Below are 23014 nucleotides of genomic sequence, written 5' to 3' on the forward strand. Positions count from 1 at the left end.
GCACGACTCGCCTGGTCTAGAGCGGGGTCGAACCTACGACCCACTGTTGTTTCGCGTCGATCTCATCCGAACTCTTAGAGACGTCAGAGGCTTAGAAATCCCAGTCCTCGTCCTCGGCCGCCAGTGCCTTGCCAATTACATAGGAGAACTGTCTCGAATTTCTGATAGCTGTCGTCCTCTCGCTGCAAAAGTCTGAATCCGCTCGAGTGAAGTCTGGGCAGTCATCTAGCTCGCGATCAACTGACAGACCTGACAAACTATCTCGTGGAAATTGGATGGAAACGGATGGATAAATAGTGCATGACAGTGTCCCAAGAATTGGATGGGAATATGGAATTTCTAAACACGGCGACCGTGCGGATCACGCCCGAAATCCTGTCGCTGATCACCGAAATCGACGAATTCAAAGGTGCTTGGCGTTCTATCGGCCGCATCGCGCCTGAGGGGCTATCCAGCCTCTGGCGATCACAAAAAACTCTGGGGTGATCTAAGGAATTAAAAGGACATCCCTAGCGGGTGCCCGCGCCGAGTTCAGTCTTGCCACGGGTCGACGACGATCACGCCCGTATCATCGAAATCCTGAACATTACGCGTGACTACAGTTAAACCGTGAACCAGCGCGGTAGCGGCGATCAAAGCATCAGCCTCGTTGCGGCGGTCTGGAATATGTAAGTGGGCACGACGCGTCGCTATCGCGTCATCGATTGGCAAAACTCGCTCGGCGAATTCAGGGCGAACACGACTATCCATCCATCCTCGCAAGCGAGAGCCCTGGGCGGCGTCGCGACGTTGGATAGTTAATATCCCGCGCTCAATTTCCAGGATCGTAATCGCGGAAATGAACAAGTCATTTGAATCTTGCGCCCCGACCCACTTTGTCACATTGGCGTCTGCTTTACCGTCTCCAACTTTTCGCAACTCGGAGACGACGTTTGTATCCAGCAGGTACTTCAAGACAGATCGACCTCGCGAGGTGCAATTTCGGCTCTCGGCGGATCCAATTCGATCGTCGACAAACCAGGCATTGAAAGAGCATCGACGAGATTGCGGCGCTTGCCGGTCAGGCGCACGAATTCGCTGTACGTCATCAACACATGTGACGGCTTCCCGCGATCTGTAATAACTACAGGTCCTTTTTTTGCAGCCTTCTTTGCCCTACTCACGTCGTGGTTCAACTCTCGGCTAGACAAACTTGTGATGCTCATAGAATGCCTCCATGTAGGAACATACCTACATATAGGATACGATTGGATGTGGAGCAATATCCAAAATAGCCGCCGTGAACGGGTTGGAACTGATGACCCCTTTGTTTTGTTTTCCTCTGACAACAAATTGTCCAGGCTGGGCAATGACCTGTAACGGGACTCACAGATTTCCAAGTTCGAGATTTACCAAACCTGGTGTTTCCGCTCACCTTCGACGGACGGTGCTGGAGTCCGTTTTGCTCGCACCGGTCCACAGACATTCGTTGTCAGGTAACGCTGAGTGAGACAGGCGCTATCGGTCGAAATGACCGTGCAGTAGTAAAATGCGGAGATTAGCCTCAACAATATCCGCATAAATGCGGAGATTATGCTTGCCATTCTCCGCATTCCGATTGCTAGAAGGAAACTTCGAAGGCAAGCTTACATCGACGAAATGGGCGAAATTGACGAACGCATCCCAGGACACAGCGTCTCGCGATATTGCGGACCTGTTGGCGAAAGGGATCCTGGAAAAAGGTGAGGCTGGTGGGCGCAGCACAACCTATGAACTGGTTATGGACTTTCCGACGCACACCTCGCGATCCGAGTGAGATCGATCCGATCAGCCACAAGACCCTCCGGTGAGCCGTACACCATGGAAGCAATCAGACGAGATCGCCGGCGGTTTGCCGGGTTGGTCGCTTATTGCGACTACTCTGCGTCTGTCTCTACCAGAAGCGACGAGCGTTCCTCGATTTGGCGGTGAAGTGCCTTCAGCCAGGGTTGTGCTCTTGATAAGATCTGAGCCATCAATCCTGTATACTTGAAGACTGAAGCTCTCTAAGAGCGGGGCGCGGCAATGCCGGTGAATTCCGATCGGGCGGGCCGGACCAGTTTCTCACTTTGTAGACTTCAGTATCCGGTGGATTCGGTGATCCGGAAGCGGGCGACGATATCGCCCTCGCACCACATGGGGAAATTGGTTCCCCACTTATTGTTGTGCAGATTGAAGCGGATGCCTTCTGCAAAGCTCGGGCGCGTCTTGCAGAAGGTCATGAAGTCCCAGCTCTGCGGCGCCACCAGCGGCGTATCCAGCGGCTCGATCGTCAAAGTGGAGGCCTCGCGCGCGGCAGCGACCGCCTGAAGCTGTGCCCCGCCACTTTCGGCAATGCGCTCCGATGAGTGCCAGAGGCCCATCTTGTTGAAACTCCAGTCTGATGCGCCGGCCGGCGTGAAAGACAGGAAACTTGCCTCCGGCATTCGGTTCGCGGGCTTGCCGCGCAACACGAACGCCAGGATCAACCCCTCCCCCTCCTCCATATGCAGGGACAAAATCGGCGGCGCGCCATACTGCCCGTTTGCCTGTTTGGGCATGGAGAGGACGGCGGAGGATCCCTCTGCAGCCGTCAACACCGGCACGAAGACCTTGGAGAGACCGGCTCCAGAAGTGGCAAGGCCCGGCTTGTCGTGGTCGAGGATCGCCCATTCCTGCCGATGCGTCAGATAGGTGTCCATATGCCGCGCCATGTCGGTGGCGTCGTAGCTCTCGTAGCGGTATGCGACCAGAGAATGTCGTCCCTCCGTGTCAGTTCGACCTTCAATCGTACGCCCGGCGGGCGTGACAAGGGCCGTGAGATCTCCGGTTACCGGGTCGACATGAGCTTCCCATCGGCCGGCACTGATCGTTCCGGCCCGAGCCGAAATCGCTGGCAGGGCGGGTGCGGCGAGCCTGGAAATGGCCGCTTCAGCAATCTTCCGGTCATCAGACCCCAGCATCGAGACAGCCTTGTCTATATAGGCCCGTTGCTCGGCCCAGGAAGCTTCCGAATAGGCAAACCGGTAGTCGGATGCCCGCGCAACTTCGAAGTCCTTCCGCGACCAGGCCTTGTCGTCCCGGAGATAGGTCTTGATGTCAACGCCGCACGTGTGTTCGGCGACCATTGCCAGGCCGCGCCCGAATGCGAGCCGGCTCGGTGTCAGCCCGTCGTTAGCGAAACGGTCATACTGGCGTTGCAATGCGAGGAACCGGGCGGTCTTTTGGGGATCCGTGGCGCTTCCGTGGATCCAGCTGTCGCCGAGTTCGATATCGAGCACCGGGAACTGTTCGCGGGCATCCCAGAGGATTGCGCCGTAATCTTCGAGTGTCGCGGCGCGTATGACAGCATCTGGCGCCTTGTGGCGCATCTCGCGATAGACGTCCACAGTCTGAGCCACGCTCTGCGGGCCGATGTTGTCGCTGGTATGGGCAAAGCTCAGCGCGTCGCTCATGCCTTCCGGAAAATAGGTCTCGCCATAGGAACGTTGGTACATGACGACGATCTCCTCGCCTCCAGGGGCTCGCCAGCGGAAGACATCCGGCACGTTCGGTGGTGGAGAGGCTGTGTTGACGCCCAGATGCAAGAAACGAATGCCGGCCTCGGCGAGCATCGGCACCATCCCGAGCGTATGACCGGGCACATCCGTCATCTTGGCGGCGATCGTCCTCTTGCCGAAACGGCGGTCGAGTTCCTGCGAATAAGAGAGGCCGGCACGGAAAAGCGCCGGGGACATCAGTTCCGTATGCGTCGTGTAGGGCAGGCCGTGCCAGCGGATGAGACCGTGCTCGATCGCCTGTTCCAGACGCTTGACCTCTGCCGGCGAGCGGGAATTCAGGTGATCCCAGATCAGCCAGGCGCCGGTCGTCCAGATGAAGCGCGGCTCATCCGGGTTCTCGGCGAAGAAGTGCGCGCCCGTCTCGATTGCCTGAGGAATGAACCGGTCGTGATACTGTTTGCGGACCTTTTCCGCGTGATCGGTGAAGCCGATGTCGAGATGCGTCTTGAAGACCAGATGGACGCGCTTTTCTGTCATTTCCATTTCAATCAGCCGATCAATTTCAATCAACCCACAGTGCCACGCACGACAAGCCGGGTGCCGAGCGTTTCGGTCAATGGACCGTCGTCGGGATTCCTCAGACGCCGGAGTATGAGGCGAACGAGGGCGCGGACGCGGTCCTCGAGATCGATCCGGACGGTGGTGAGATTGTAAGCTTTCCAGTGCGACTGCGGAATGTCGTCGAATCCGACGACCCTGACGTCGCCCGGCACCGAAAGGCCAAGATCGTGGCGCAGGGCATCAATCGCCCCGAATGCACCGACGTCGTTGGCGGCAAAGATCGCGTCCGCACCGTCATCGACCCGGAAAAGGTCGAGCGTGGCGCGATAGGCGGTATCGTAGGTATAATCGCCGTCGATGACTGTCGGCGGCTGCATACCGCGCTCGACGAGGATTTTGGTGATCATCAGCTCGCGCTCGCGGTTGGCGAGCGACTGGCGCTTGCCGCCGAGATAGGCAACGCGACGCACACCGTACCCCTGCAGCAGCGCAACGGCCTGCTCGATACCGTCCCGCTGGCGCACCAGCAGCCGGTCGTAAAGGCTGGAGGACGTGCCGGCAAATTGCGCACCGTCGTCGTAGATCACGTAGATCGGCACGGCCCGGTCGAGAAAGCCGCTCAATACGTCGGCATCAACATTTTCCGTGAAGGCGATCACAGAATCGGGGTTGAAGCCGCGCATGTAGGTAAGCAGTGTCTGGTCCATGCTGAAGTCGGCCTTGGCCTTGAACAGCAAGGTCGCGAAGCCTTCGGCCTGCAGCGCCGTCGTCAGCGCGTCGATCTCCTGGCTTTCCCAGGGTGAACAGACATCAGGCACGATCATGCCAACCAGATGCGAGCGGCGCGTAACGAGCGATCGGGCCGCCATGTCCGGCGTGTAATTCAGTTCGCGGGCAATCTGCAGGATTCGGTCGCGCTTTTCCGGCTTCAACGATGCATTCGGATTGAAAGCGCGGGACACGGCGACGCGCGAGACATTCGCTTCTCGGGCCACGAGATCCGCCGTCGCACGGGCGCTCTTTCTGTCATTTCGTGCGGTCATCAATGCATCAACAAAATGAAAACGTGTTCACTACCTTGGAACCTAAACAATAGTCGCGTCAAGTGCCGGCGATGCGATTCCTGCTGACAGTCGCACAACTTGCGAATTTGCGGGACCAAAATTGATTTCTCGTTTCGAAGGCACTGTTGACAAAAATGAAAACGTGTTCACTCTAAGGGCCGGGTGAGGCGAGGCACGCCGGGAGGAGGGTTCCGGCGGTCCGAATGCACCGAACCAACTTGTCCGGTAACGGACCAATTCGGGAGGAATTCACATGCGCAAGAGCATACGTTTTCTGTTGTTGGGCGCTTCGGCGGTGATTGCGCTGTCAAGCCAGGCCATGGCGGCGACGGAACTCAACATCACCTGCCGCTGCGTCATCGGCGGCGTCAACAGCGGCATGGCGGAATGGATCGAGAAGAAGGTCATTCCCGCCTTTACCGCCAAGATGAAGGCAGACGGCAAGGATGTCACCGTCAAGCTCACTCAATTCGGCGGAGCTGACGAGCAGCTGACCCAGCAGCTCGCGCTGGACTTTTCCAGCGGCGCTGGCGCTGATGTTTCCGGCTTCGACGGCTTCCTCATTCCGAGCTTCGTTCAGGGCGGCCTCCTGAAGCCGCTCGATGAGATCGGCGGCGCCGATGTCGAAAAATGGGATGGCTGGGGCCATATTTCCGACGGCACCAAGGCGCTGATGAGCTATCAGGGCAAGCCCTATGGCATCGCGCTCGGCACCGATGCCCGTATGATCTTCGTACGCAAGGACCTGTTCAAGAAGGCAGGTATTGACGCCGACGGCTGGCAGCCAAAGTCCTGGGCCGAACTGCTCGACGCCGCCCGTAAACTAAAGGCAGCTGATCCGGCGAGTTTCCCGCTACAGATCAATGCCGGCGTCTCGATGGGCGAAGCCACCACGATGCAGGGCTACTGGATGGCTTTGCTCGGCACTGGCGAACAGGTGACTGACGAGAGCGGCAAATATATCGTTTCGAGCCAGGGCATTCTGGACACGCTTAATCTCTACAAGACCGTCTATGTCGACGACAAGCTTGGCGATCAACGCGCCCAGATGCTTGGCGATGGCCGCAACCGCACCTTCGCGAACTTCCGCGATGGCAAGACGGCGATGTTGATCGAAAGCGACTGGTTCTATCGTTCCGTTACCAAGCCGGGCGCGGAATTTGGAGTCGCGGACCGCGACAATGTGATGACTTGGAAGAAGATGCCGTCCGAACAGCCGGGCCGTGGCCTGCGCGGCCAGGATTTCGTCACCATTTCCGGCGGTACCGGGTTCGTCATTAATCCGCATACGGACGCGCCGCAAGAGTCCTGGGCGCTGCTCTCCTTCATGAACAGCCAGGAACAGCTCACCGCCTTTCAGGATATCCAGCCGGCCATCCGCATTCGCGACGATGTCGCGATCCCGAATTCGCCGTTCCTGACGGAAACCGCCAAGACGCTGCTGCCGTTCACGACAGCCCGACCGAACGACGCCAACTACAACAAGATCTCCGCCGAAATCCAGCGCATGACCGAGGCCGTCGTTTCAGGCGAACTGACACCGGAAGCCGCGATGAAGCAGTACAAGGAAGCAGTCACAGCAATCGTTGGCGAAGAGAACACGATCAGCCGTCTCTGATCACCAAAATCAAACGGAGGCCGGTCGGCAAGGTCCGGCCTCCGCGTCGCGGCAGGCGCTGCCACGGGGTAATCGCGCATGAAAAAATTCTCCCTGCTTTCCACGCGCGCGGGCGCGGTGTTTCTCGCCCCCGCCGCCGCGCTGGTCGGCGTTTTCGTCATCATCCCGTTCTTCTGGGTGATCGTCGTTTCCTTCACAAACAAAACGCTACTCGGCCGCACGGCCCTCGATCCCGATTTTGTCGGGCTGCAGAACTATTTTACGCTGTTCAACCCCGCGACGTTCTTTACGCGCGGCCAGTTCGGTTTTTCGCTGATCCTGACGGTCCAGTTCGTGTTATTTTCGGCACTGATCGGCCAGGCCTTGCTCGGGCTCATCCTTGCCTGGCTCAGCCAGTCCGTCTCGCCGACGCTCAAGAATTTCCTGCAGACGGCTGTCATCGCTGCCTGGATCCTGCCGGAAGTGGTGATCGGCTTCGCCTGGTTCGCCTTTCTCGATTACGACAATGGTACACTGAACATGATCATGCGCGGCCTCGGTCTGCCGCCGGGCGACTTGCTGCTGCAACAGCCTTTCTGGGTCATCGTGGTCTTCAACACCTGGCGGGGCGCGGCCTTCTCCATGATGTTGTTCAACTCCGCCTTCCAGTCGATACCGCCGAGCTATTTTCAGGCAGCCGATGTTGCCGGTGCGAGTTCGTGGCAGAAACTGCGCGATATCGCCCTGCCGCTGATACGCGGCCATGTGGTGACAGATCTCATCCTTATCACCATGTGGACATTCAACGTCTTCACGCCCTTCCTGCTGACCAGCGGCGGCCCCTCATACCGGACCGAGCTGCTGTCGATCTACACTTACCGGGTTGCCTTCAAGGACTTCGAATTCGGTCGCGGCGCGGCAGTCGGTGTCATCATCATGCTGATCAACCTCGCCTTCGCGCTTGTCTACCTGCAAATTGCCAAGAAGAAGAAGGCGGAGGCCGAGTGATGCAGATTTCCCGCAGCATCTATATGCGCCGCGCGGTCTTTTCGGTCGTCGCCTCGCTGATCGGCGTGGTCTTCGCCCTGCCGCTTGTGTGGTTCATCTTCGCGCCGTTCAATGCGCGTGCCGAACTCGGCCTTGCCATTCCGTCGCCGTTCACACTGTCCAATTTCGTGACCGTGTTCCAGAACAGCTTCGCGATGCACGCGCTCTTGAACAGCCTGATCCAGGCCTTTGGGGGTGTCATTCTGGTCGGCGGCGCGGCCACACTTGCGGCCTACGCGCTGTCGCGATCGTCCATTCCCGGCAAGGGCGCGGTCACCTATATCCTCCTGCTTTTCTCCTCGGTCGTGTCCGGCTCGGCAGCCATGGTGCCGATCTTCCTGATCATCTCGGCAATCGGACTGATTGACACGCATCTCGCCGTCATCCTGGTGTTCGCTGGCGGGCTGTTGCCGACCGCCATGTTCATCCTGCGTGACTTCATCGACGCCATTCCGCGATCCTATGAGGAAAGCGCCATGGTGGCCGGCGCCTCACCGATCCAGGCCTTTTTCGATGTGGCGCTACCGGTCATCCGGCCCGGGATCGTCGTGGTCGTCGTCTGGGCCTTCGTGAACATCTGGGGAAGTTTCCTCATCCCGTTCATCCTGCTGCGCAAGGATACGCTGATGCCGGCTTCGGTCGCGATCTATTCCTTCTATTCGGAGGCCGGTACGCCGATCGTCACTTTGCTCGCCGCCTATTCGCTCATCTACTCGCTGCCCGTCATTGTGCTTTACCTATTCGTCAACTGGAAGTTCGGCTTCCGGTTCTTCGGCGGCATCAAGTCGTAATTGGACCTTTCTCATGGCTTCAGTCGAATTCCAGAACGTCTCCAAAACATTCGGTTCGTTTACCGCGGTACCGGACATCAGCTTCTCGATCGCCGATGGCGAATTCGTCTGCCTGCTCGGCCCTTCCGGCTGCGGCAAGACGACCAGCCTGCGAATGATTGCCGGCCTTGAAACTCCCTCCGCCGGCAAGGTCCTGATCGGCGGCAAGGACGTCACCTATCTGCATCCCAAGGATCGGCAGATCTCGATGGTCTTTCAGGACTATGCGCTTTATCCGCATATGAATCTCGCCGACAATATCGCCTATCCGCTGAAGGTGCGCGGCGAGACCGAGGACAAGAGACATGCACGCGCCAGAGAAGTGGCCGACGTCCTGAAGATCGGTGACCTCATGAAGCGACTGCCGAGTCAGATTTCCGGCGGTCAACAGCAGCGCACCTCGCTTGCTCGTGCGCTCGTCTATCCGAGTCAGGTCTATCTCTTCGACGAGCCGCTTTCAAACCTCGATGCCAAGCTCCGCCTCGAGGCCCGCGGTTTCCTCAACCACCTGCAGCGCGACATGGGCATGACCGCCGTCTACGTGACCCACGATCAGGCCGAGGCCATGGCGCTTGCGACCCGCATCGCCGTCATGGACAAGGGCCGGATCGTGCAGTTCGCGCCGCCAATCGAGATTTATCGCCGGCCGGCTACGACATTCGTGGCAAATTTTGTCGGCAATCCACCGATGAACCTCGTGCCGGTGGCGGCAATGGTCGATGGCGGGCAACTGCGGTTGCGCGCAGACGGCCTGACGCTGCCGAGCCTGCCTGTGTCTGATGCCATCGCCAAGGCTGCGGTGAAAGGCAAGATGACGCTCGGAATTCGCCCGGAACACCTACGAATGGCGGAAGCGGGCGACGCCAATACGATTGCCGGAAAGCTGTTTGCCAACGAGAACATGGGACCGGAAAGTCTGGTTACGATGGAACGTGCAGATTCCGGCCGGGTGACCGCGCGCATCTTCACCGACGACGAAATACGCACCGGCGATCAGGTCACACTCTCCTTCGATACCCGCCACGTGACGCTGTTCGACGAGACCGGCGCCCGTATTCCGGCAATAGGCGAGTAAGCCGTCATGGTCGAAATCACCGTTCACGTGACCCCTGCCGATCAGGCCGCCGATCCATATTTCTACGTGCCCGTCGATATTCCCGCCGACACGACACGCATCGACGTGACAATGAGCTACCCGAAGGCTGACGATTGCATCATCGATCTCGGAATGCTCGATCCCCATGCCAGCGATTATCCGACCACGGCGGGTTTTCGCGGCTGGAGCGGCGGGGCGCGGGATCGTTTCTTCGTTGCGACCGATGATGCGACACCGGGCTACATTCATGGTGAAATCCCGGCCGGCCTATGGAAGGTGATGCTCGGCCTCTACAAGGTACCGCCCGACGGTGCCGATGTGCGGCTGACAGTCGTCTTCGACAGCGCATCGCGCGAACTCTTGCCACCGCCGGCGCGAACTTTCCCGGTACGTCAGGGCGCGGGCTGGTATCGCGGCGACCTGCATTGCCACACCTTTCATTCAGATGCGGCCGGCTCGCCCGAACTCCTGCACGCTGCGGCCAAGCAGGCAGGCCTCGATTTCCTTGCGATCGCCGACCACAACACGATCACCCAGCGACGTTATTTTCATCCGCATTCCTCGCCGGAACTGATTTTTGTGCGTGCGATGGAAATCACCACCGCCGTCGGACATGCCAATGTCTATGGCGTCGATGAATGGATAGATTTCCGCATGACGAAGCCGGAGCATGCCCATACGCTGTCGCGTCTTGTTCATGACCATGGTGGCCTTCTTTCGATCAACCACGACAAACCGACGATCCAATGGGACTATGACCTGCCCAGGATCGACTGTATGGAAGTCTGGCAATCTCACTGGATGGCCTGGAACTGGGTATCGCTCGGCCGTTATCAGGACCGGCTCGCCTCTGGTCTCAAGATTTCAGCAATTGGCGGCAGCGACTTTCATCAGCCTGCTCGGCTGATGCCGGAAGGACCGCTGGCTCTGGCCCGCCCGACGACGGTGCTATGGCTCGATGAACTTTCAGAAGACGCGATCCTCGCCGCCATGAAGGCCGGGCGCGGTTACGTAACAGAAAGCCCAACCGGTCCGCACCTTGCTCTGACCGTCAATGGCCAGCCGATGGGGTCGACGACGCACGCCGAAGTTACCGCAACGGCGGAAACGAAACGCGCGGAAGGCGATACGCTCGTATGGATCGACGCGACCGGCATAGTTTCGACCGAGACGATAGGTTCCGATGATTGGACCGGTGGTTTCACCGGCAGGCCGAAGGCGTTTCTGCGCACTGAAATCATCGCTGCTGCAAGCCGCGAAGGCTTGACTTCCGAATTCTCCGCGGCGCTCGAAGGACGTTCGCTCCCTTGGCAGCTCCAGGGCATTGATATGGCAAACCAACCGATCCGCCGGGCGATCAGCAACCCGGTCTATGTAGAATGGTGACAGGAGCGCCGGAAGATCCTTTTGCGACGGCTTCTCAGAGTGTCGCCAGCACTGCGTTCGACAGTTGGGAACCATAGTTCCGGCGAATGCTGACTTTCCTTTCGAGAGCCTCGATGACCGTTGCGGAGAAGTCCACGGAATAGAGCTGTTCGAGATTTCGCAGTCCGCCCGGCGTGAAGACATTGATCTCGAGGATCTTGTCACCGATGATATCCAAGCCCACGAGAAACATTCCGTCTGCGACAAGCTTGGGCCTGACAGTCTCGGCAACCTCAAGAATCTCGGGGGTAATCTTTACTGCTGCAGCTGTTCCGGCGGCACTGATATTGGAGCGGATCTCTCCTTTCGCAGGAACTCTGCGAAATGCCGCATAGGCACCGTCCTTTTCAAGGGGTTGACCGTTCATCAGGAACAACCGGATGTCACCATCAACCGCATCCGGGAGGTAACCTTGAGCGATCAGATACCCTTCGCCACTGACTGCTTCAAAAATCTGGTTGAGATTGGATTCCTTGCTCGATTTAATTCTGAATACATGCCGGCCTCCCGATCCCTGTAGTGGTTTCAGGATCACACCGCGTTTCTGGCTGTCGATGAAGGCTCTAATTTCGTCCAGGCTTTTCGAAATCAGTGTCGTGGGACGAATAGCCTCGGGAAAGTCTTGGAAATAGAGCTTGTTCTGAGCCTTCATCAAGGTGTCGGGATCATTCACCGTCAGCACGCCTCGCTCGACGGCAAGTCGCCCGAACATCGCGCCGACATGAGCGGCCCAGGGTCGCTCTTCGGCATCAAGGGAAGGGTCGTTGCGCAAAAACAGCACGTCCACATCTTTCACGTCAATCGTTTCGACGCGCGCCTTCTCGTTGAGATCGGCAATGAACGCGTCTTCATTCTTCGGTTTGCCCACACTCGGAGCTCGTACGCGCACTGCCAAGCTGTCGTCGGATCGCAGCACAAAATCCCCAGGCGTGACATAACAAACATCATGGCCACGGGCGCATGCGACCATTGCGAGGGATGTCGTAGTATAATAAGGCGCCTCGCTTTCGATCGCGTTCACGAAGAATGCTATTCGCATTTAGGCTTCCTTTGGTTGAACCAGGTCGATGGGGCGCAATCCCTGTCTTGCGCTGTCAAGTCGTTCGCGGCCTTCAGCAGTCTCCAGAAACAGCGGATGGACGCATGGCGGCTTGAGCAGTCCGCGTAATGCAAGCTCTTCCATAACGGCGAAATGGGAGGAAGCGATTTTGCCCATCCAGAACGGCTCGAGTGCGCCACCGCGTTTCAGATGGTCCAATATTTGAAGGAGGCCTCTCAAGTAGATCGCATCCTTGGCCAATCCGCCGCCGCGGTAAACACGCAGTGCAAGGTTGAACGCCCCGTGATCGGAGAATTTGTAGCTGGAAACGAGCCGACCGAAAGTTTCGGCGAAGCTTAGCCCCGAAAGCATGTAAGCGCATGCGACGACCCTCGCAGCTATCAGCTTAAGCCGCTCGGCAGTCAGGCCACCCGAGAGATACTCAGCGAAAACCGCCAGCCCCTCCTGCATGCCTTCGTATCCGGACAGCCCGGAGCGAAAGAGTCGCAGCCCTTGAGAGGAACCATTAAAATAGGTGAGGAGATGAACGCCGATTTCATGCGCAAGAAGCGACTCGACACGTCGTCGGTCCATGATTGTCGACCTCGAAATGAGGAGACGATGATTGGTCACCATCAGGCCAGAAGGAAGGTCATCGCGAAGCACAATGCTTGCCTTGAAGTCCGGCCAGACCGTTCGGTAACGATCAATCATGGCTTGCGCACGTCGTTCCACGTAGTCGGCATCGGCGGTGGGAATATTGGAACGCGACTTAAGATGATCCACAGGATACTCGTCCGCGAGCATTCCAAGAATATCCTCGGCTTCGAGCAAAAGAGAATGCTCGACCGGACCATAAAGCGCCCTGCCAAACTCTACGAAGCTCTTGGTCTGGCGCGCAGCAATCAGCGAAAGTTGCAAGTCGACTTCACGCTGTTTTTCCCGGCAGAGGTCGTATAGGACCGGATCTTCCATTTGGTCAAAGGAGATAGCAAAGAGCCGATGCTTCGCATTTTCCACCTGGGTCGTCAGCGGGCGGTATAGAAAGACCGGCTCGCTTTCAAACCCAGCCAATCTGAATTCGTCAAATGCTTGCCTTGCGTTGATGGGGGTGACGGCAAGGAGAACGTCGAAGAGCGATGCAATCTCGTCGATGCTTCTGTCGACGCGGCTGACAGCGTCGACGAAGGCACGTCTGCCAAGGGACCGATACGACGCAAGCTTGACAATTTTCTTGGTTTCCAGAAAGGCGCCACACGCGCGGAGCCCAGCGTCGAACAGTGTCGAGACCAATTGGTCGCGAACTTCAGGGTAAATCTCCCCGGATTCGGGCGTCCGGTAGATCGGCGCGAACTCGACACCAAGTATGGCGCAGCCGGGCATGGCCGCAATCTGTGCGTCAATGGTCGACGTGGGGATATTCCGCTCAAGGACTCTCGGTGTGCGGAACCTGGCCTCGCTCGCCATAATGGTCTTCGAGAAAGTCGTCTTTGCAAGGGCGGCATTCTCGGATGACCAAACGGAAACCTCAAACGGCGGGAGATAGGGAGCGTCATCGGTAAGAAACCGGTCACGCTCAAGCTCACTGCTTCGAACGACAAGGAGGGTCCCGAACTGCTCGACCGCGACCGCGGCGATCGCCTCGACAATCGACACGACCTCCTGAGGGTCCGATGCAAGGAGATAGGAAGCATTGGCCTGGACTACCGCTTGCGCCACGTCCTCCGCCTTTCCTGTGTTGATATGGACGAACAGAAAGGGGAGTGGTCGATCGATATGCAAGCGACCACCTTCGGGGAATTCCCTTCGGATCGGTTTGTCGTCGCGAAGCGACTGCTTGATATCACATAGCCAATCGTCCTGGGTCGCTGACGCGTGTTTCGTCATGACATTGGCCTCAAAGCACGCTCGAGAAGCGGAACGGCCGAGGTAAGCGCCTCCCGCAATTCACGAAGTGTCGAGTTGTCTGGCTTTCCCGTCCACTCGTCCATGAAAATCTTCTTGAACTCAATGGCGATCGCGCAGCCGATTCCCGGATATTGTTCATGGACGAACCGCGTCTGTTCTCCCTTCCCGTGAAAGGCAACGTTCTCCCGCACGTCAAGCCGCCTGCCGCCAACGCCGAAGGATCGGAAGTGATCCATCAATGGCTCGACTACATGGACCCATCGTTCTCGATCCATGGAGAACGTACCGATATTGACGTCGGGCGCCTGATCCTGGGGCGTTGGCGTGTCCGGATCCGCTCGACGATAGTTATAACTATGCACATCCAGGAGAACGAAGTGCTTATGGTATCGCACGATGCCGTCAAGAAAGAAGCGAAGCATCTCATAGTAGTCGTCATGGATAAGCAATGACCTACGATATTCCGATTGCGGAAGATCCTCTTTCCAAACTGTCAGCCCCCATGCCTGCTCGGGGCGAAGATAAACAGCCTGGTCACGGCTTCGGTTGAGATCGATTTCAAATCGGGAACGGTGAAATACAATCTGGTTTGGCAAGCCCCCGATCAAGCTCGCCGTGAACGGGTCTTCTTCGCGAAGACGCTCGACCTCGTTCAAGGCGTATCGAGAACGCAGACTTCTCCGAACATGGCTGCCGTCATGGATCGCCGTTCCAATAATGGGCGACTGACTTCTCGTGAGAGTCCACAGAGGATCGGAATTCTCCCCCTTTGGAACCTCGACGTTCTCTATCGCCATAGAGCCTCTCTGCATTGACTCCGCCTCAAGTTACGGGAACCTCGCGGCCGCGCAGAACAGAATGCACGTGTACGGGCCAGAGTTGATCATCGTCTGCCAAGCGCCGATTGGCGTGGCCCCTGAAACGAGAACCGGTCGCTGCTCCGTGTGGGATCGCCTCCCCGTTGAAACGCAATGGCCGTTTGGCTTCAAATGCCTGCTCGAAGAACGCAGTTACCGCGGAGCCGGTTCCGCTTGGGGGAAAAATAGCGGTCGATCGGAGTGGACGGCAGCGTTTCCCGACTGGAAGCCGGGAGCATGCCTCTGTGTTTCCTTGGAACCCTGAGGCCGACTGCGAATTTCCGGGTGATGAAGATCGGTGCGGTATGTCTCGCCATGTCAGAATCCGTCGTATGGCTGGCGATGACCACGAGACGCGCCGAGATTGTCTTATACAATGTCTCGGACTTCAGACGGGTCGCCCATCCAGCGCCGAACCACGCGCAGCGAGGCTTCCGGCCGCAGATTGACCGCGATCCGCCAATTCGATCCAATCTCGTTGAAAGGCACGGTCGCCGTGCGGAACGGCAGGGCTGACGCGCCAACCACCAGGCTCATGGCCTTGTTGAGGATGACGGCCCCGAGTGCCGCGAAGTTGAAGATACCGATGAGTAGAGGAAGACGGAATTCAGAGCCGCCAAGCCCGATCAGGCCACCCAACGCCCCGATGATCCCGCGGTCGGCGAAGGTCGGAACGAGTTTTCTCTGCGCGGTGTCGTCTGTCGAACAAACTTCACCGGTTCTCCGCAAGGACGCCAATAGCCCTTGATCTTGCAGACGCCGCCACCGCGACGAAAGCCGCGATGCTGATCGCGCCGAGGCAGGCGTTTGCGGCCAGTGCGAAACTTAGTCCGACATTTTCCATGGCTGCCGCAAACACGAACGGCGCTCCGGCCCCGACTGCCAGACGGGCGGTAGCCATCTTGCCGGTGATTGCGCCATATCCGTCCGATCCAAATAGATAGAGCGGCAGGCTACCCTGCGCGATGCTGTTGATACCGGAGCCCAAACCAAGGCAGATGGCGAATGCAACTGCTCCCGGTAGCCAGTTTCCAGTTACCAGCAGGATCAGGACGCCGAAGACGATCAGGACGGCTGAGAGAACAGCGAGTGTTGGCGGCGACAGGTTTTTCCCGAAGACCATGTTGATCAGACGGCTGAGGACCTGAGCAGGACCGAACAGTGAGCCGATGACGACGGCGACCGTGCCAAGCCCGATCGAGTCGAGCATCGGGACCATATGAGCCAGGATCGCGGCCAGGGTGAAGCCAAGAAGCGCGAAGGCGATAGAGACGATGACCATCGCGCGGCGTCGCTCATAAGGCGGGATTGCCCCGATCACCGTCTCGCGTGTCCGGATCGTTGCGTCGCCCGACTTTTGTCCGAGACTCCGGATCCAGAGGTGCAGCGGCATGCAGAGGAAGAGGTTCAGAGCCGCGAAGACGAGATAGATTTCGCGCCAGGAGAGATATCCGGTCAAAGCGGCCGAGATCGGCCAGAAGATCGTCGAGGCGAAGCCGCCGATCAGCGTCAGATAGGTGATGCTGCGCGAGGCGGTGCGGGGATCGCTTTCGACTAGCGCAGCGAAAGCCGCCTGATACTGGACCATGCCGGACGACACTTCGAGCAGGATGATGGCGACGGTGAAGATGGCGACCGATGGCGACCAGGCGCAAAGCGCAAGCGTCAGCGCCGCGAACATGGAGCCGATCGTCATAATCGCCGCTGCGCCGATCCGGTCCATTTGCTTGCCGATATAGGTAGCCGACAGGCCGCCGATGAATAGGGACACGGAGAAGACCCCGAACACTTCGGCCAGCGTCAGGCCGAGGTCATCCGCCATGCCGGGAGCCAGAATGCTGAAGCTGTAATAGAGCGTGCCGTAGCCGATGATCTGCGTCAGGCCGAGCGCCGAGACGATGCCCGCAGGGATTTTATGCAACGATCTCACCCTTGCCGGCGGAACCGCAGCAGTCGTCGCTACGCTCGACATTTTCCCTGATCGCCGGATGGCCGGCGCAGCAGTCCTCCATCAGGAATTTGACGAGATCGGCGAGCGCGTCGTAATTGGCGCTGTAGATGATCGAGCGGGATTCCCTTCGCTGGGAGATCAATCCCGACCGCTCCAGCTCCTTCAAATGGAACGAGACGTTGGTCGCCGACACGCCCATGCGTTCCGCGATCGCGCCAGCGGCCATTCCCTCGGGGCCGGCAATAACCAGCGCCCGGACAATGGCGAGACGAGTCTCTTGGGACAGCGCGGCAAATGAAGATAGGGCTTGACGTTCTTCCATTATTCAATAATCCTTGAACTATTGGATATAGGAATAGCCCACATGAACGCAATCGACAAGACACATTCTTCCGACATCTCTCTCGGCCATCTCCTCGATGTTCTCGCGGTCGCGCCAGACGCACCACTGGTGTTCAGCTATGAGGGCATTGCCGTCCGGTCGGGCTACCATGTCACCGAGGTCAAGGCAGGTCAGTTTTCGGCGCTGGACTGCGGCGCCAATCCGGAAGCCTGGTCTGAGATCTTCGTCCAACTCTGGGATATCGATGAGGACGGTCGGACCCATATGCCGGCAAGCAAGTTCTCTGCGATCATCCGCAAGGTCTCCGATCACGTACAGCTCGAGCCATCGGCCAAGCTCACATTTGAGGTTAGTGATGGAGAGCGGCCGATGGCCCTTTATTGCGCGGCAGCGCCGCGGCTCATCGCCGGCACGTTCGAAGTAGCGCTTGCCGCCCGACCCGCAAGCTGCAAGCCGCGGGATCGCTGGCTGGCGGAGGAGCAGGAAAAATCATCTTGCTGCGCGCCGGCCACCAACTCGTCGAAGTGCTGCGGGTGAACCGACCAGTCTGGATCGCTCCCGGACGCTACGCCGGAAGCGGTGAGTTTTCAGGACGAAGCGCGAGCTCTCCGAAAGCCCTTTATGTTGAACCGGATTCTGTGAACTGGAAAAAGAAGGGGTTTCGAAAGTCCATTTAGGCGCTATCGTGCCAAGGAGGCGCCAGCACGAGACTTTCATGACAGCTCAACATCACGGACACCTGCACGAACGAATGACGATCCTTGGCGACCTCCAAGCCGCATCGTTTGTTCCGTGGATCCGTCGTCACGCAGCAAAGCTCGGCCTGTCCCAGGCCATATCTCATCGAAGCGTCGACCGGATCGAACTCGAGGTCGCCGGACCGATAGAATTGATCGACATGATGGAGGTGGGATGCTCGCTCGGACCTATTGATGTATGGGTGGAAACCATACTCCGCACGCCGATCGAAAGCGACGCAGAGTAGGCGTTGAGACGCCCTTCAATTTTCCACTGCACGTTATTTGATCAGCGTTGCCAATGCGGAAAAATTATGCAAACGTGCTCCCGTCCGCTACGAACCGCCGCAATCAAAGCGGTTGCCTTGAAGCGGACAAAACGTTGATAATGCTGAGAAAGTTCCACCATGTCAGCCGATACGACGGGCTTTTGGACGCCAGTCGCGCTTTCAGCGGATTTGCCGTCAGGGACGGTAATCCCCGCACGCACAAGAGCCGGCTCAATTGCCCTCTGGAGAAGTGATTCAGGACGGGTCGCGGCATCGGCAGACCGCTGTCCCCATCGTGGCATGCGCCTGTCTTATGGCTTTGTGCGCGGTGAGTCGCTGTCTTGCATCTATCACGGCTGGAGTTACACGCAGACGGGAAACTGCCTGCGCATCCCGGCTCACCCTGGTCTTACCCCGCCCGACACGATCCGCGTTGCGACGCATCTGGTCGAGGAAGCCGATGGCGTGATCTGGGTAGCCGTCGGAGAACCCGTGCATCCGCCCCCGAAATTGGAGGGTCTCGTTGCATTGCGCTCGCTAACAATGCATGCCGATGTTACCACCATTGAGGCGGCTTCCGGCGCGAAATCAGACGAGACCGGCCTTATAAAAGCAACGCAGCAATCCGAAACGATGTGGCTGCTGCTTTCCGAACAGGAACAGGGCCACACCCTCGTCCATGTACTCCTTGACGGCGAGAACACGCTCGGTGACCGCATCTCAGCGTCGCGGGGCGTCGAAAGCCTGCGCAGATGTGCTGAAGACCTTCAGGCAAGGAGATCTCGTGATGGCTAAGGAAGCTATGCTCGACGAGTGGTATCCAGTCGGCCTCTTCAGCCAGGTCAAAACGACCGCATACAAGACGGCCCTGATGGGCGAACCGATCGAGGTTTCTGTCGGGGCTGACGGCAATGCGATCGTGACGACGTCGGGCGGACGTGTTTTGTCGTCACGTGTTCGCTATGGCCACGTGTGGTCGTCCATCGGAGATCCTCAAAAGGAGATCTTTTCCATTCCCGAGGCTGACCAACCTGGTCGCCGGTTTGTCGATGTTGGTGTGGTTCGCGTTCGCTGTTCGCCGCTTCGCGCGGTCGAGAACTTTCTCGACATCGCTCATTTTCCTTTCGTCCATACTGACATCCTCGGAGCAGAGCCGCACACGGAAGTGCAGAACTACAAGGTTGAAATTCGCGACGTCGAGGATGAAGTCTGGGCAACGCAGGTGAAATTCTACCAGCCGCAAGCAGCAAAGTCGGCAAGCGGCGGGATTACGACAGAGTACATGTACCGCGTGCCGGCCCCGACCTGTTCAGTGCTTTATAAAACCTGCCCACCGCGCCCTAGTGAATGGGACGTCATTACGCTTTTCGTCCAGCCGCTGGCCGAGGATCTTTGCGATGTCTGGCCGTGGATGGCGCTGTTTGACGATGAAACATCGATGACCGACCTCATCCATTTCCAGCAGACGATCTTTCTGCAGGACCGCTCGATCCTTGAGAATCAGATCCCGCGTCTTTTGCCACTCGACCCCGGCATGGAGATCCCGACGCGCGCCGATCTGACATCGGTAGCCTACCGACGCTGGCTAAAGCGCCACAATTACACCTATGGCGCACAGTTGGTGGCGCAATGAGGCTTTACGATTACATCCTCTCGCCCAGTTGCTACAAAGTGCGCCTGATGGCGGCTTTGACCGGGCAGTCACTGGATATCCGGCCGGTCGACTTTCATCCGGGCGGCGAGCACCGCAAAGCGGAACTTCTGGCACTCAACCCGGCTGGCTCCATCCCTATCCTGGAGGACGGGGATCTGCTCCTGACGGAATCGTCAGCAATGCTCGTGTACCTCGCAAGAAAGGCGGCTCCGGAGTGGCTTGGGGACGGAACGGCCGAGCAATCGGCCAGGCTGCAACAGTGGCTTTCCTTTTCTCACCGGCTGACCGCAAATCTTGGTGGCGCGCGCCTCCACGAGATGTTGCTTCGCCCGGGCGATATCGCCCTGTTGCAAGCGCAGGGCGTTGCTGCGCTGCGCGAACTTGAAGCCGGGCTGGTCGAGCAAGATCTTCGAGGCATGCCGTTCCTCGCTTCCGATCGCCCGACGGTCGCAGACATCGCGTGCTTTCCCTACGTGGCGCTCGCGCCAGATGGCGGTGTCTCGCTTGACCCCTACCCTGCGATCCGGCGCTGGTCGCGCGCCATTCGCGCGCTCGATAACTTCATTGAGATGCCAGGCATACACCGACTGCATGAGTTGAAGCCCGAGCCCCAGATTGGAACGGGCGAGGAGTAACATGACCGGCTATCTTCTGAAGAACTGCGCAGCGGTTATCGTCGATGAGGGCAAGGGCCAGACGACCCGTCGCAACGTTGACGTCCTGACAAACGGTTCCGCCATTCAGGCAATCGGCGACAATCTTGGACAGGACGAACTGCCGACCGGTACGATCGTTCAAGATGCGAGCGGCTGGTTCGTCTATCCTGGGCTCGTCAATACACACCACCACTTCTTTCAATGCTTTGTGCGCAACCGTGCGGATCTCGACTGGACGAAGCTGTCGGTCATCGAGTGGCTTGATCGCATTTATCCGATCTTTTCGCGATTGAACGAGGATTGCTTTTATCACTCCTCAGTCACCGCCATGGCCGAGATGATCAAGCACGGGTGCACGACGGCTTTCGATCACCAGTACTGCTTCCCGAGGCATGCAGGCAAAAGATTGATCGACCGCCAGTTCGAGGCGGCCGATCTTCTGGGCATGCGCTTTCATGCCGGCCGCGGTGGCAACACACTTCCGAAATCCGAAGGCTCGACCATTCCCGACGCGATGCTCGAAACGACGGACGCGTTCATTGGTGATTGCGAGCGGCTGATCGACACCTATCACGATGCCCGACCTTTCAGCATGCGCCAGGTGGTGGTCGCCCCATGCCAGCCGGTAAACTGCTACCGTGAAACCTTCGTGGAATCGGTGGCTCTGGCACGTGATCGTGGTGTTCAGATGCATACCCATGTTGGGGAGGGTGAAAGCCGCGTGATCGAGGCCCGACATGGCATGCGCACCGTAGATTACTGTGCAGAGCTGGGTTTTGCGGGGCCTGATGCCTTTTACGCCCATTGCTGGGAACTGACCCAAGACGAACTGCGCAAGATGGCTGCGGACGGGACCGGCGTTTCACATTGCCCGGAGCCCGTCTATCTGGTTGGCGCCGAGGTAACCGATATTCCCGCCATGGCAGCCTTTGGCCTTCGCGTCGGACTGGGCTGCGACGGCGCTGCCTCGAATGACAACTCAAACCTGATGCATTGCATCCACTCCGCCTACATGCTGCAGTGCCTGACCGCATCGACGCGAAACCACCCTGTCCCGCCTCCGGTTGATTTTCTGGGCTATGCGACGGCGGGAGGTGCGGCTCTGCTTGGTCGCCAGGACATAGGCAGGCTGGCGCCCGGCATGGCCGCCGACCTGTTTGCTATCGACACGCGGCGGATGGACTATGTCGGCACACGCCATGATCCGCTGAGCCTGATGGCCAAGGTCGGTATCGGCATGCCGACGGACCTGACAATGATCAATGGCCGCATTGTATGGCAGAAGGGCGAGTTCATCGGCCTCGATGAAAGCCGGATGTTCGCTGAGGCTGAAGCTGCACTTGCGACTGTCGATCTCTAAAATCACAAAGAAGGGGAACCAGCATGACAAACATTTCTCGAAGAACCCTGATGCAGGGCGTTGCAGCTGCCGGCCTGGCCGGCGCATTTGGTGGCCGCGCCGCATTTGCGGCCGACGGCCCGCTCGGGATCACGCTCGTCGTTCCCTCGCCCATTGGTGACGTTGGCTGGGGTCACGCGCTGGCTGCGGGTCTGGAGCCGATCAAGGCAGCATATGGCGACAAGGTGAAGGTGACGGTCGTCGAAAACATTGCGGAGGGTCCGGATGCTGACCGCATCATGAACAAGACAGTCGCCGACGGAAACAAGTTCCTGATCGCAGGCTCCTTTGGCTATCAAAACGGTGCCCTGCAGATTGCTCGCCGCAACCCTGATGTCACCGTGTTGCATGCATCGGGTTTCCAGGTGGCCCCGAACTTCTCGCCGTTTGCTGCCAAGTACTTCCAGGGGACGTATCTGCTTGGCATGGCGGCGGCTGCGCTGTCAAAGACCGGAAAGCTCGGTTCCGTATCCGCCTTCGCCATTCCGGAACTGATTACCTCGATCAACGCGTTCACGCTCGGTGCTCAGGCCGTGAACCCCAACATCGAAGTTTCGGTCGTCTGGGTAAACTCATGGTTTGATCCGGCCAAGGAACAGGAAGCGGCCAAGGCGCTGATTGCGCAAAAATGCGACGTGATCTTCTCCAACGCGCAGGATACGCCCTCCGTCATCTCCGCCTGCGAGGAGGCTGGCGTCTACGCATTCAACCTCAATTCGTCGATGAAGAAATACGCGCCGAAGACATATCTTGGTTGTGTGTCCACCGATTGGTCCCCGTTCTTCAAGGCCTCCGTCGACGCTCATCTCGCCGGCACCTTCAAGGGTGCAAACACCTTCCTGGGTGTTGCAGACAAAGTCGTCGAGGTTGTTGACTGGCACCCTTCGATCCCCGCAGAAACGATGACGAAGATCAAGGCTGCAGAGGCAAAGATTGCCGACGGAAGTCTCTCACCGTTTACCGGCCCGATCAGCAAGGCCGACGGCAGCGAGGGCGCGGCCGCTGGAAAGACCCTGGCCGATGGAGAAATCGTGGCCATGGACTGGCACGTCAAGGGCGTGACCACGCCGCTGCCAAAGTAAGC

22 protein-coding genes and 1 pseudogene are annotated in these 23014 nt (G+C 58.4%); 13 read left to right on the top strand and 10 right to left on the bottom strand.

Annotation, left to right across the window (positions count from 1 at the left end; genetic code table 11):
* Nucleotides 1-330 precede the first annotated feature (330 nt).
* Nucleotides 331-486: a hypothetical protein gene (locus AF71_RS21945; protein ID WP_245271729.1), complete on the top strand. Its 156-nt coding sequence runs from the start codon at nucleotides 331-333 to the stop codon at nucleotides 484-486.
* A 45-nt stretch (nucleotides 487-531) separates the two neighbouring features.
* Here the strand turns inward: AF71_RS21945 and AF71_RS21950 are convergent, their stop codons facing one another.
* The 4 genes from AF71_RS21950 to AF71_RS21965 form a co-directional block, all read right to left on the bottom strand.
* On the bottom strand, nucleotides 532-954 hold the full coding sequence (locus AF71_RS21950) for a type II toxin-antitoxin system VapC family toxin (RefSeq protein ID WP_169683069.1): 423 nt from the start codon (nucleotides 952-954) through the stop codon (nucleotides 532-534).
* Nucleotides 951-1205, bottom strand: a complete 255-nt coding sequence (locus AF71_RS21955; protein WP_025661968.1) for a type II toxin-antitoxin system prevent-host-death family antitoxin — start codon at nucleotides 1203-1205, stop codon at nucleotides 951-953. Before AF71_RS21955 ends, AF71_RS21950 begins: the two co-directional genes overlap by 4 nt.
* Nucleotides 1206-2096: 891 nt before the next feature.
* Nucleotides 2097-4034 (bottom strand): DUF5054 domain-containing protein, encoded by a 1938-nt coding sequence (locus tag AF71_RS21960; protein ID WP_169683071.1) that lies wholly within the window; start codon nucleotides 4032-4034, stop codon nucleotides 2097-2099.
* A 29-nt stretch (nucleotides 4035-4063) separates the two neighbouring features.
* Nucleotides 4064-5101, bottom strand: a complete 1038-nt coding sequence (locus AF71_RS21965; protein WP_169683073.1) for a LacI family DNA-binding transcriptional regulator — start codon at nucleotides 5099-5101, stop codon at nucleotides 4064-4066.
* 274 nt (nucleotides 5102-5375) lie between these two features.
* On the opposite strand from AF71_RS21965, the gene AF71_RS21970 reads away from it, so the two are divergent.
* The 5 genes from AF71_RS21970 (at nucleotide 5376) to AF71_RS21990 (ending at nucleotide 11078) form a co-directional block, all read left to right on the top strand.
* Entirely contained in the window at nucleotides 5376-6740 is a 1365-nt protein-coding gene (locus tag AF71_RS21970) for an extracellular solute-binding protein (RefSeq protein WP_169683075.1), read from the top strand.
* A 78-nt stretch (nucleotides 6741-6818) separates the two neighbouring features.
* Nucleotides 6819-7727, top strand: coding sequence for a sugar ABC transporter permease (locus AF71_RS21975; RefSeq protein ID WP_062368862.1), 909 nt, complete (start codon nucleotides 6819-6821; stop codon nucleotides 7725-7727).
* Nucleotides 7727-8557: a carbohydrate ABC transporter permease gene (locus AF71_RS21980; protein ID WP_018857924.1), complete on the top strand. Its 831-nt coding sequence runs from the start codon at nucleotides 7727-7729 to the stop codon at nucleotides 8555-8557. Before AF71_RS21975 ends, AF71_RS21980 begins: the two co-directional genes overlap by 1 nt.
* A gap of 13 nt (nucleotides 8558-8570) precedes the next feature.
* A complete protein-coding gene (locus AF71_RS21985; RefSeq protein ID WP_169683077.1) occupies nucleotides 8571-9671 on the top strand; it encodes an ABC transporter ATP-binding protein in 1101 nt (366 codons plus the stop codon).
* A 6-nt stretch (nucleotides 9672-9677) separates the two neighbouring features.
* On the top strand, nucleotides 9678-11078 hold the full coding sequence (locus AF71_RS21990; RefSeq protein ID WP_169683079.1) for a CehA/McbA family metallohydrolase: 1401 nt from the start codon (nucleotides 9678-9680) through the stop codon (nucleotides 11076-11078).
* A 34-nt stretch (nucleotides 11079-11112) separates the two neighbouring features.
* Here AF71_RS21990 and AF71_RS21995 read toward each other — a convergent pair whose 3' ends face one another.
* From AF71_RS21995 to AF71_RS22020, 6 genes and pseudogenes are all read right to left on the bottom strand, one after another.
* Entirely contained in the window at nucleotides 11113-12156 is a 1044-nt protein-coding gene (locus AF71_RS21995; RefSeq protein ID WP_018857921.1) for a glutathione synthetase, read from the bottom strand.
* Entirely contained in the window at nucleotides 12157-14043 is a 1887-nt protein-coding gene (locus AF71_RS22000) for a flavohemoglobin expression-modulating QEGLA motif protein (protein WP_169683081.1), read from the bottom strand. It abuts the gene before it with no gap.
* Nucleotides 14040-14876: an N-formylglutamate amidohydrolase gene (locus AF71_RS22005; RefSeq protein WP_192241108.1), complete on the bottom strand. Its 837-nt coding sequence runs from the start codon at nucleotides 14874-14876 to the stop codon at nucleotides 14040-14042. Before AF71_RS22005 ends, AF71_RS22000 begins: the two co-directional genes overlap by 4 nt.
* A gap of 383 nt (nucleotides 14877-15259) precedes the next feature.
* Nucleotides 15260-15572 (bottom strand): annotated as a pseudogene (locus AF71_RS31845) (sulfite exporter TauE/SafE family protein); the annotation flags it as partial.
* A 61-nt stretch (nucleotides 15573-15633) separates the two neighbouring features.
* Nucleotides 15634-16893 carry an arsenite efflux MFS transporter ArsK gene (gene arsK, locus AF71_RS22015; protein ID WP_169683083.1) on the bottom strand — a complete coding sequence of 420 codons (1260 nt, stop codon included), beginning with the start codon at nucleotides 16891-16893 and terminating at the stop codon, nucleotides 15634-15636.
* Nucleotides 16835-17194 carry a metalloregulator ArsR/SmtB family transcription factor gene (locus AF71_RS22020; RefSeq protein WP_025661954.1) on the bottom strand — a complete coding sequence of 120 codons (360 nt, stop codon included), beginning with the start codon at nucleotides 17192-17194 and terminating at the stop codon, nucleotides 16835-16837. Before AF71_RS22020 ends, arsK begins: the two co-directional genes overlap by 59 nt.
* Nucleotides 17195-17236: 42 nt before the next feature.
* Here AF71_RS22020 and AF71_RS22025 point away from each other — a divergent pair, with 42 nt between their 5' ends.
* From AF71_RS22025 to AF71_RS22055, 7 genes are all read left to right on the top strand, one after another.
* Nucleotides 17237-17752, top strand: a complete 516-nt coding sequence (locus tag AF71_RS22025; protein ID WP_169683085.1) for a DUF6428 family protein — start codon at nucleotides 17237-17239, stop codon at nucleotides 17750-17752.
* 178 nt (nucleotides 17753-17930) lie between these two features.
* Nucleotides 17931-18200, top strand: a complete 270-nt coding sequence (locus AF71_RS22030; protein WP_169683087.1) for an acylphosphatase — start codon at nucleotides 17931-17933, stop codon at nucleotides 18198-18200.
* Between the two features lie 159 nt (nucleotides 18201-18359).
* Entirely contained in the window at nucleotides 18360-19016 is a 657-nt protein-coding gene (locus tag AF71_RS22035; protein ID WP_169683089.1) for a Rieske (2Fe-2S) protein, read from the top strand.
* The gene (locus AF71_RS22040) at nucleotides 19009-19854 is read left to right on the top strand and encodes an aromatic ring-hydroxylating dioxygenase subunit alpha (RefSeq protein ID WP_018116632.1); all 846 of its coding nucleotides are present in this window, start codon (nucleotides 19009-19011) and stop codon (nucleotides 19852-19854) included. The genes AF71_RS22035 and AF71_RS22040 overlap by 8 nt, the downstream gene beginning before the upstream one ends.
* Entirely contained in the window at nucleotides 19851-20510 is a 660-nt protein-coding gene (locus AF71_RS22045) for a glutathione S-transferase family protein (RefSeq protein WP_169683091.1), read from the top strand. Before AF71_RS22040 ends, AF71_RS22045 begins: the two co-directional genes overlap by 4 nt.
* 1 nt (nucleotide 20511) lies before the next feature.
* Nucleotides 20512-21891: an amidohydrolase gene (locus tag AF71_RS22050; protein WP_169683093.1), complete on the top strand. Its 1380-nt coding sequence runs from the start codon at nucleotides 20512-20514 to the stop codon at nucleotides 21889-21891.
* Between the two features lie 23 nt (nucleotides 21892-21914).
* Nucleotides 21915-23012, top strand: a complete 1098-nt coding sequence (locus AF71_RS22055; RefSeq protein WP_026371865.1) for a BMP family ABC transporter substrate-binding protein — start codon at nucleotides 21915-21917, stop codon at nucleotides 23010-23012.
* Nucleotides 23013-23014 lie beyond the last annotated feature (2 nt).

The organism is Rhizobium sp. 57MFTsu3.2 (assembly GCF_012932765.1).
GTDB lineage: Bacteria > Pseudomonadota > Alphaproteobacteria > Rhizobiales > Rhizobiaceae > Rhizobium > Rhizobium altiplani.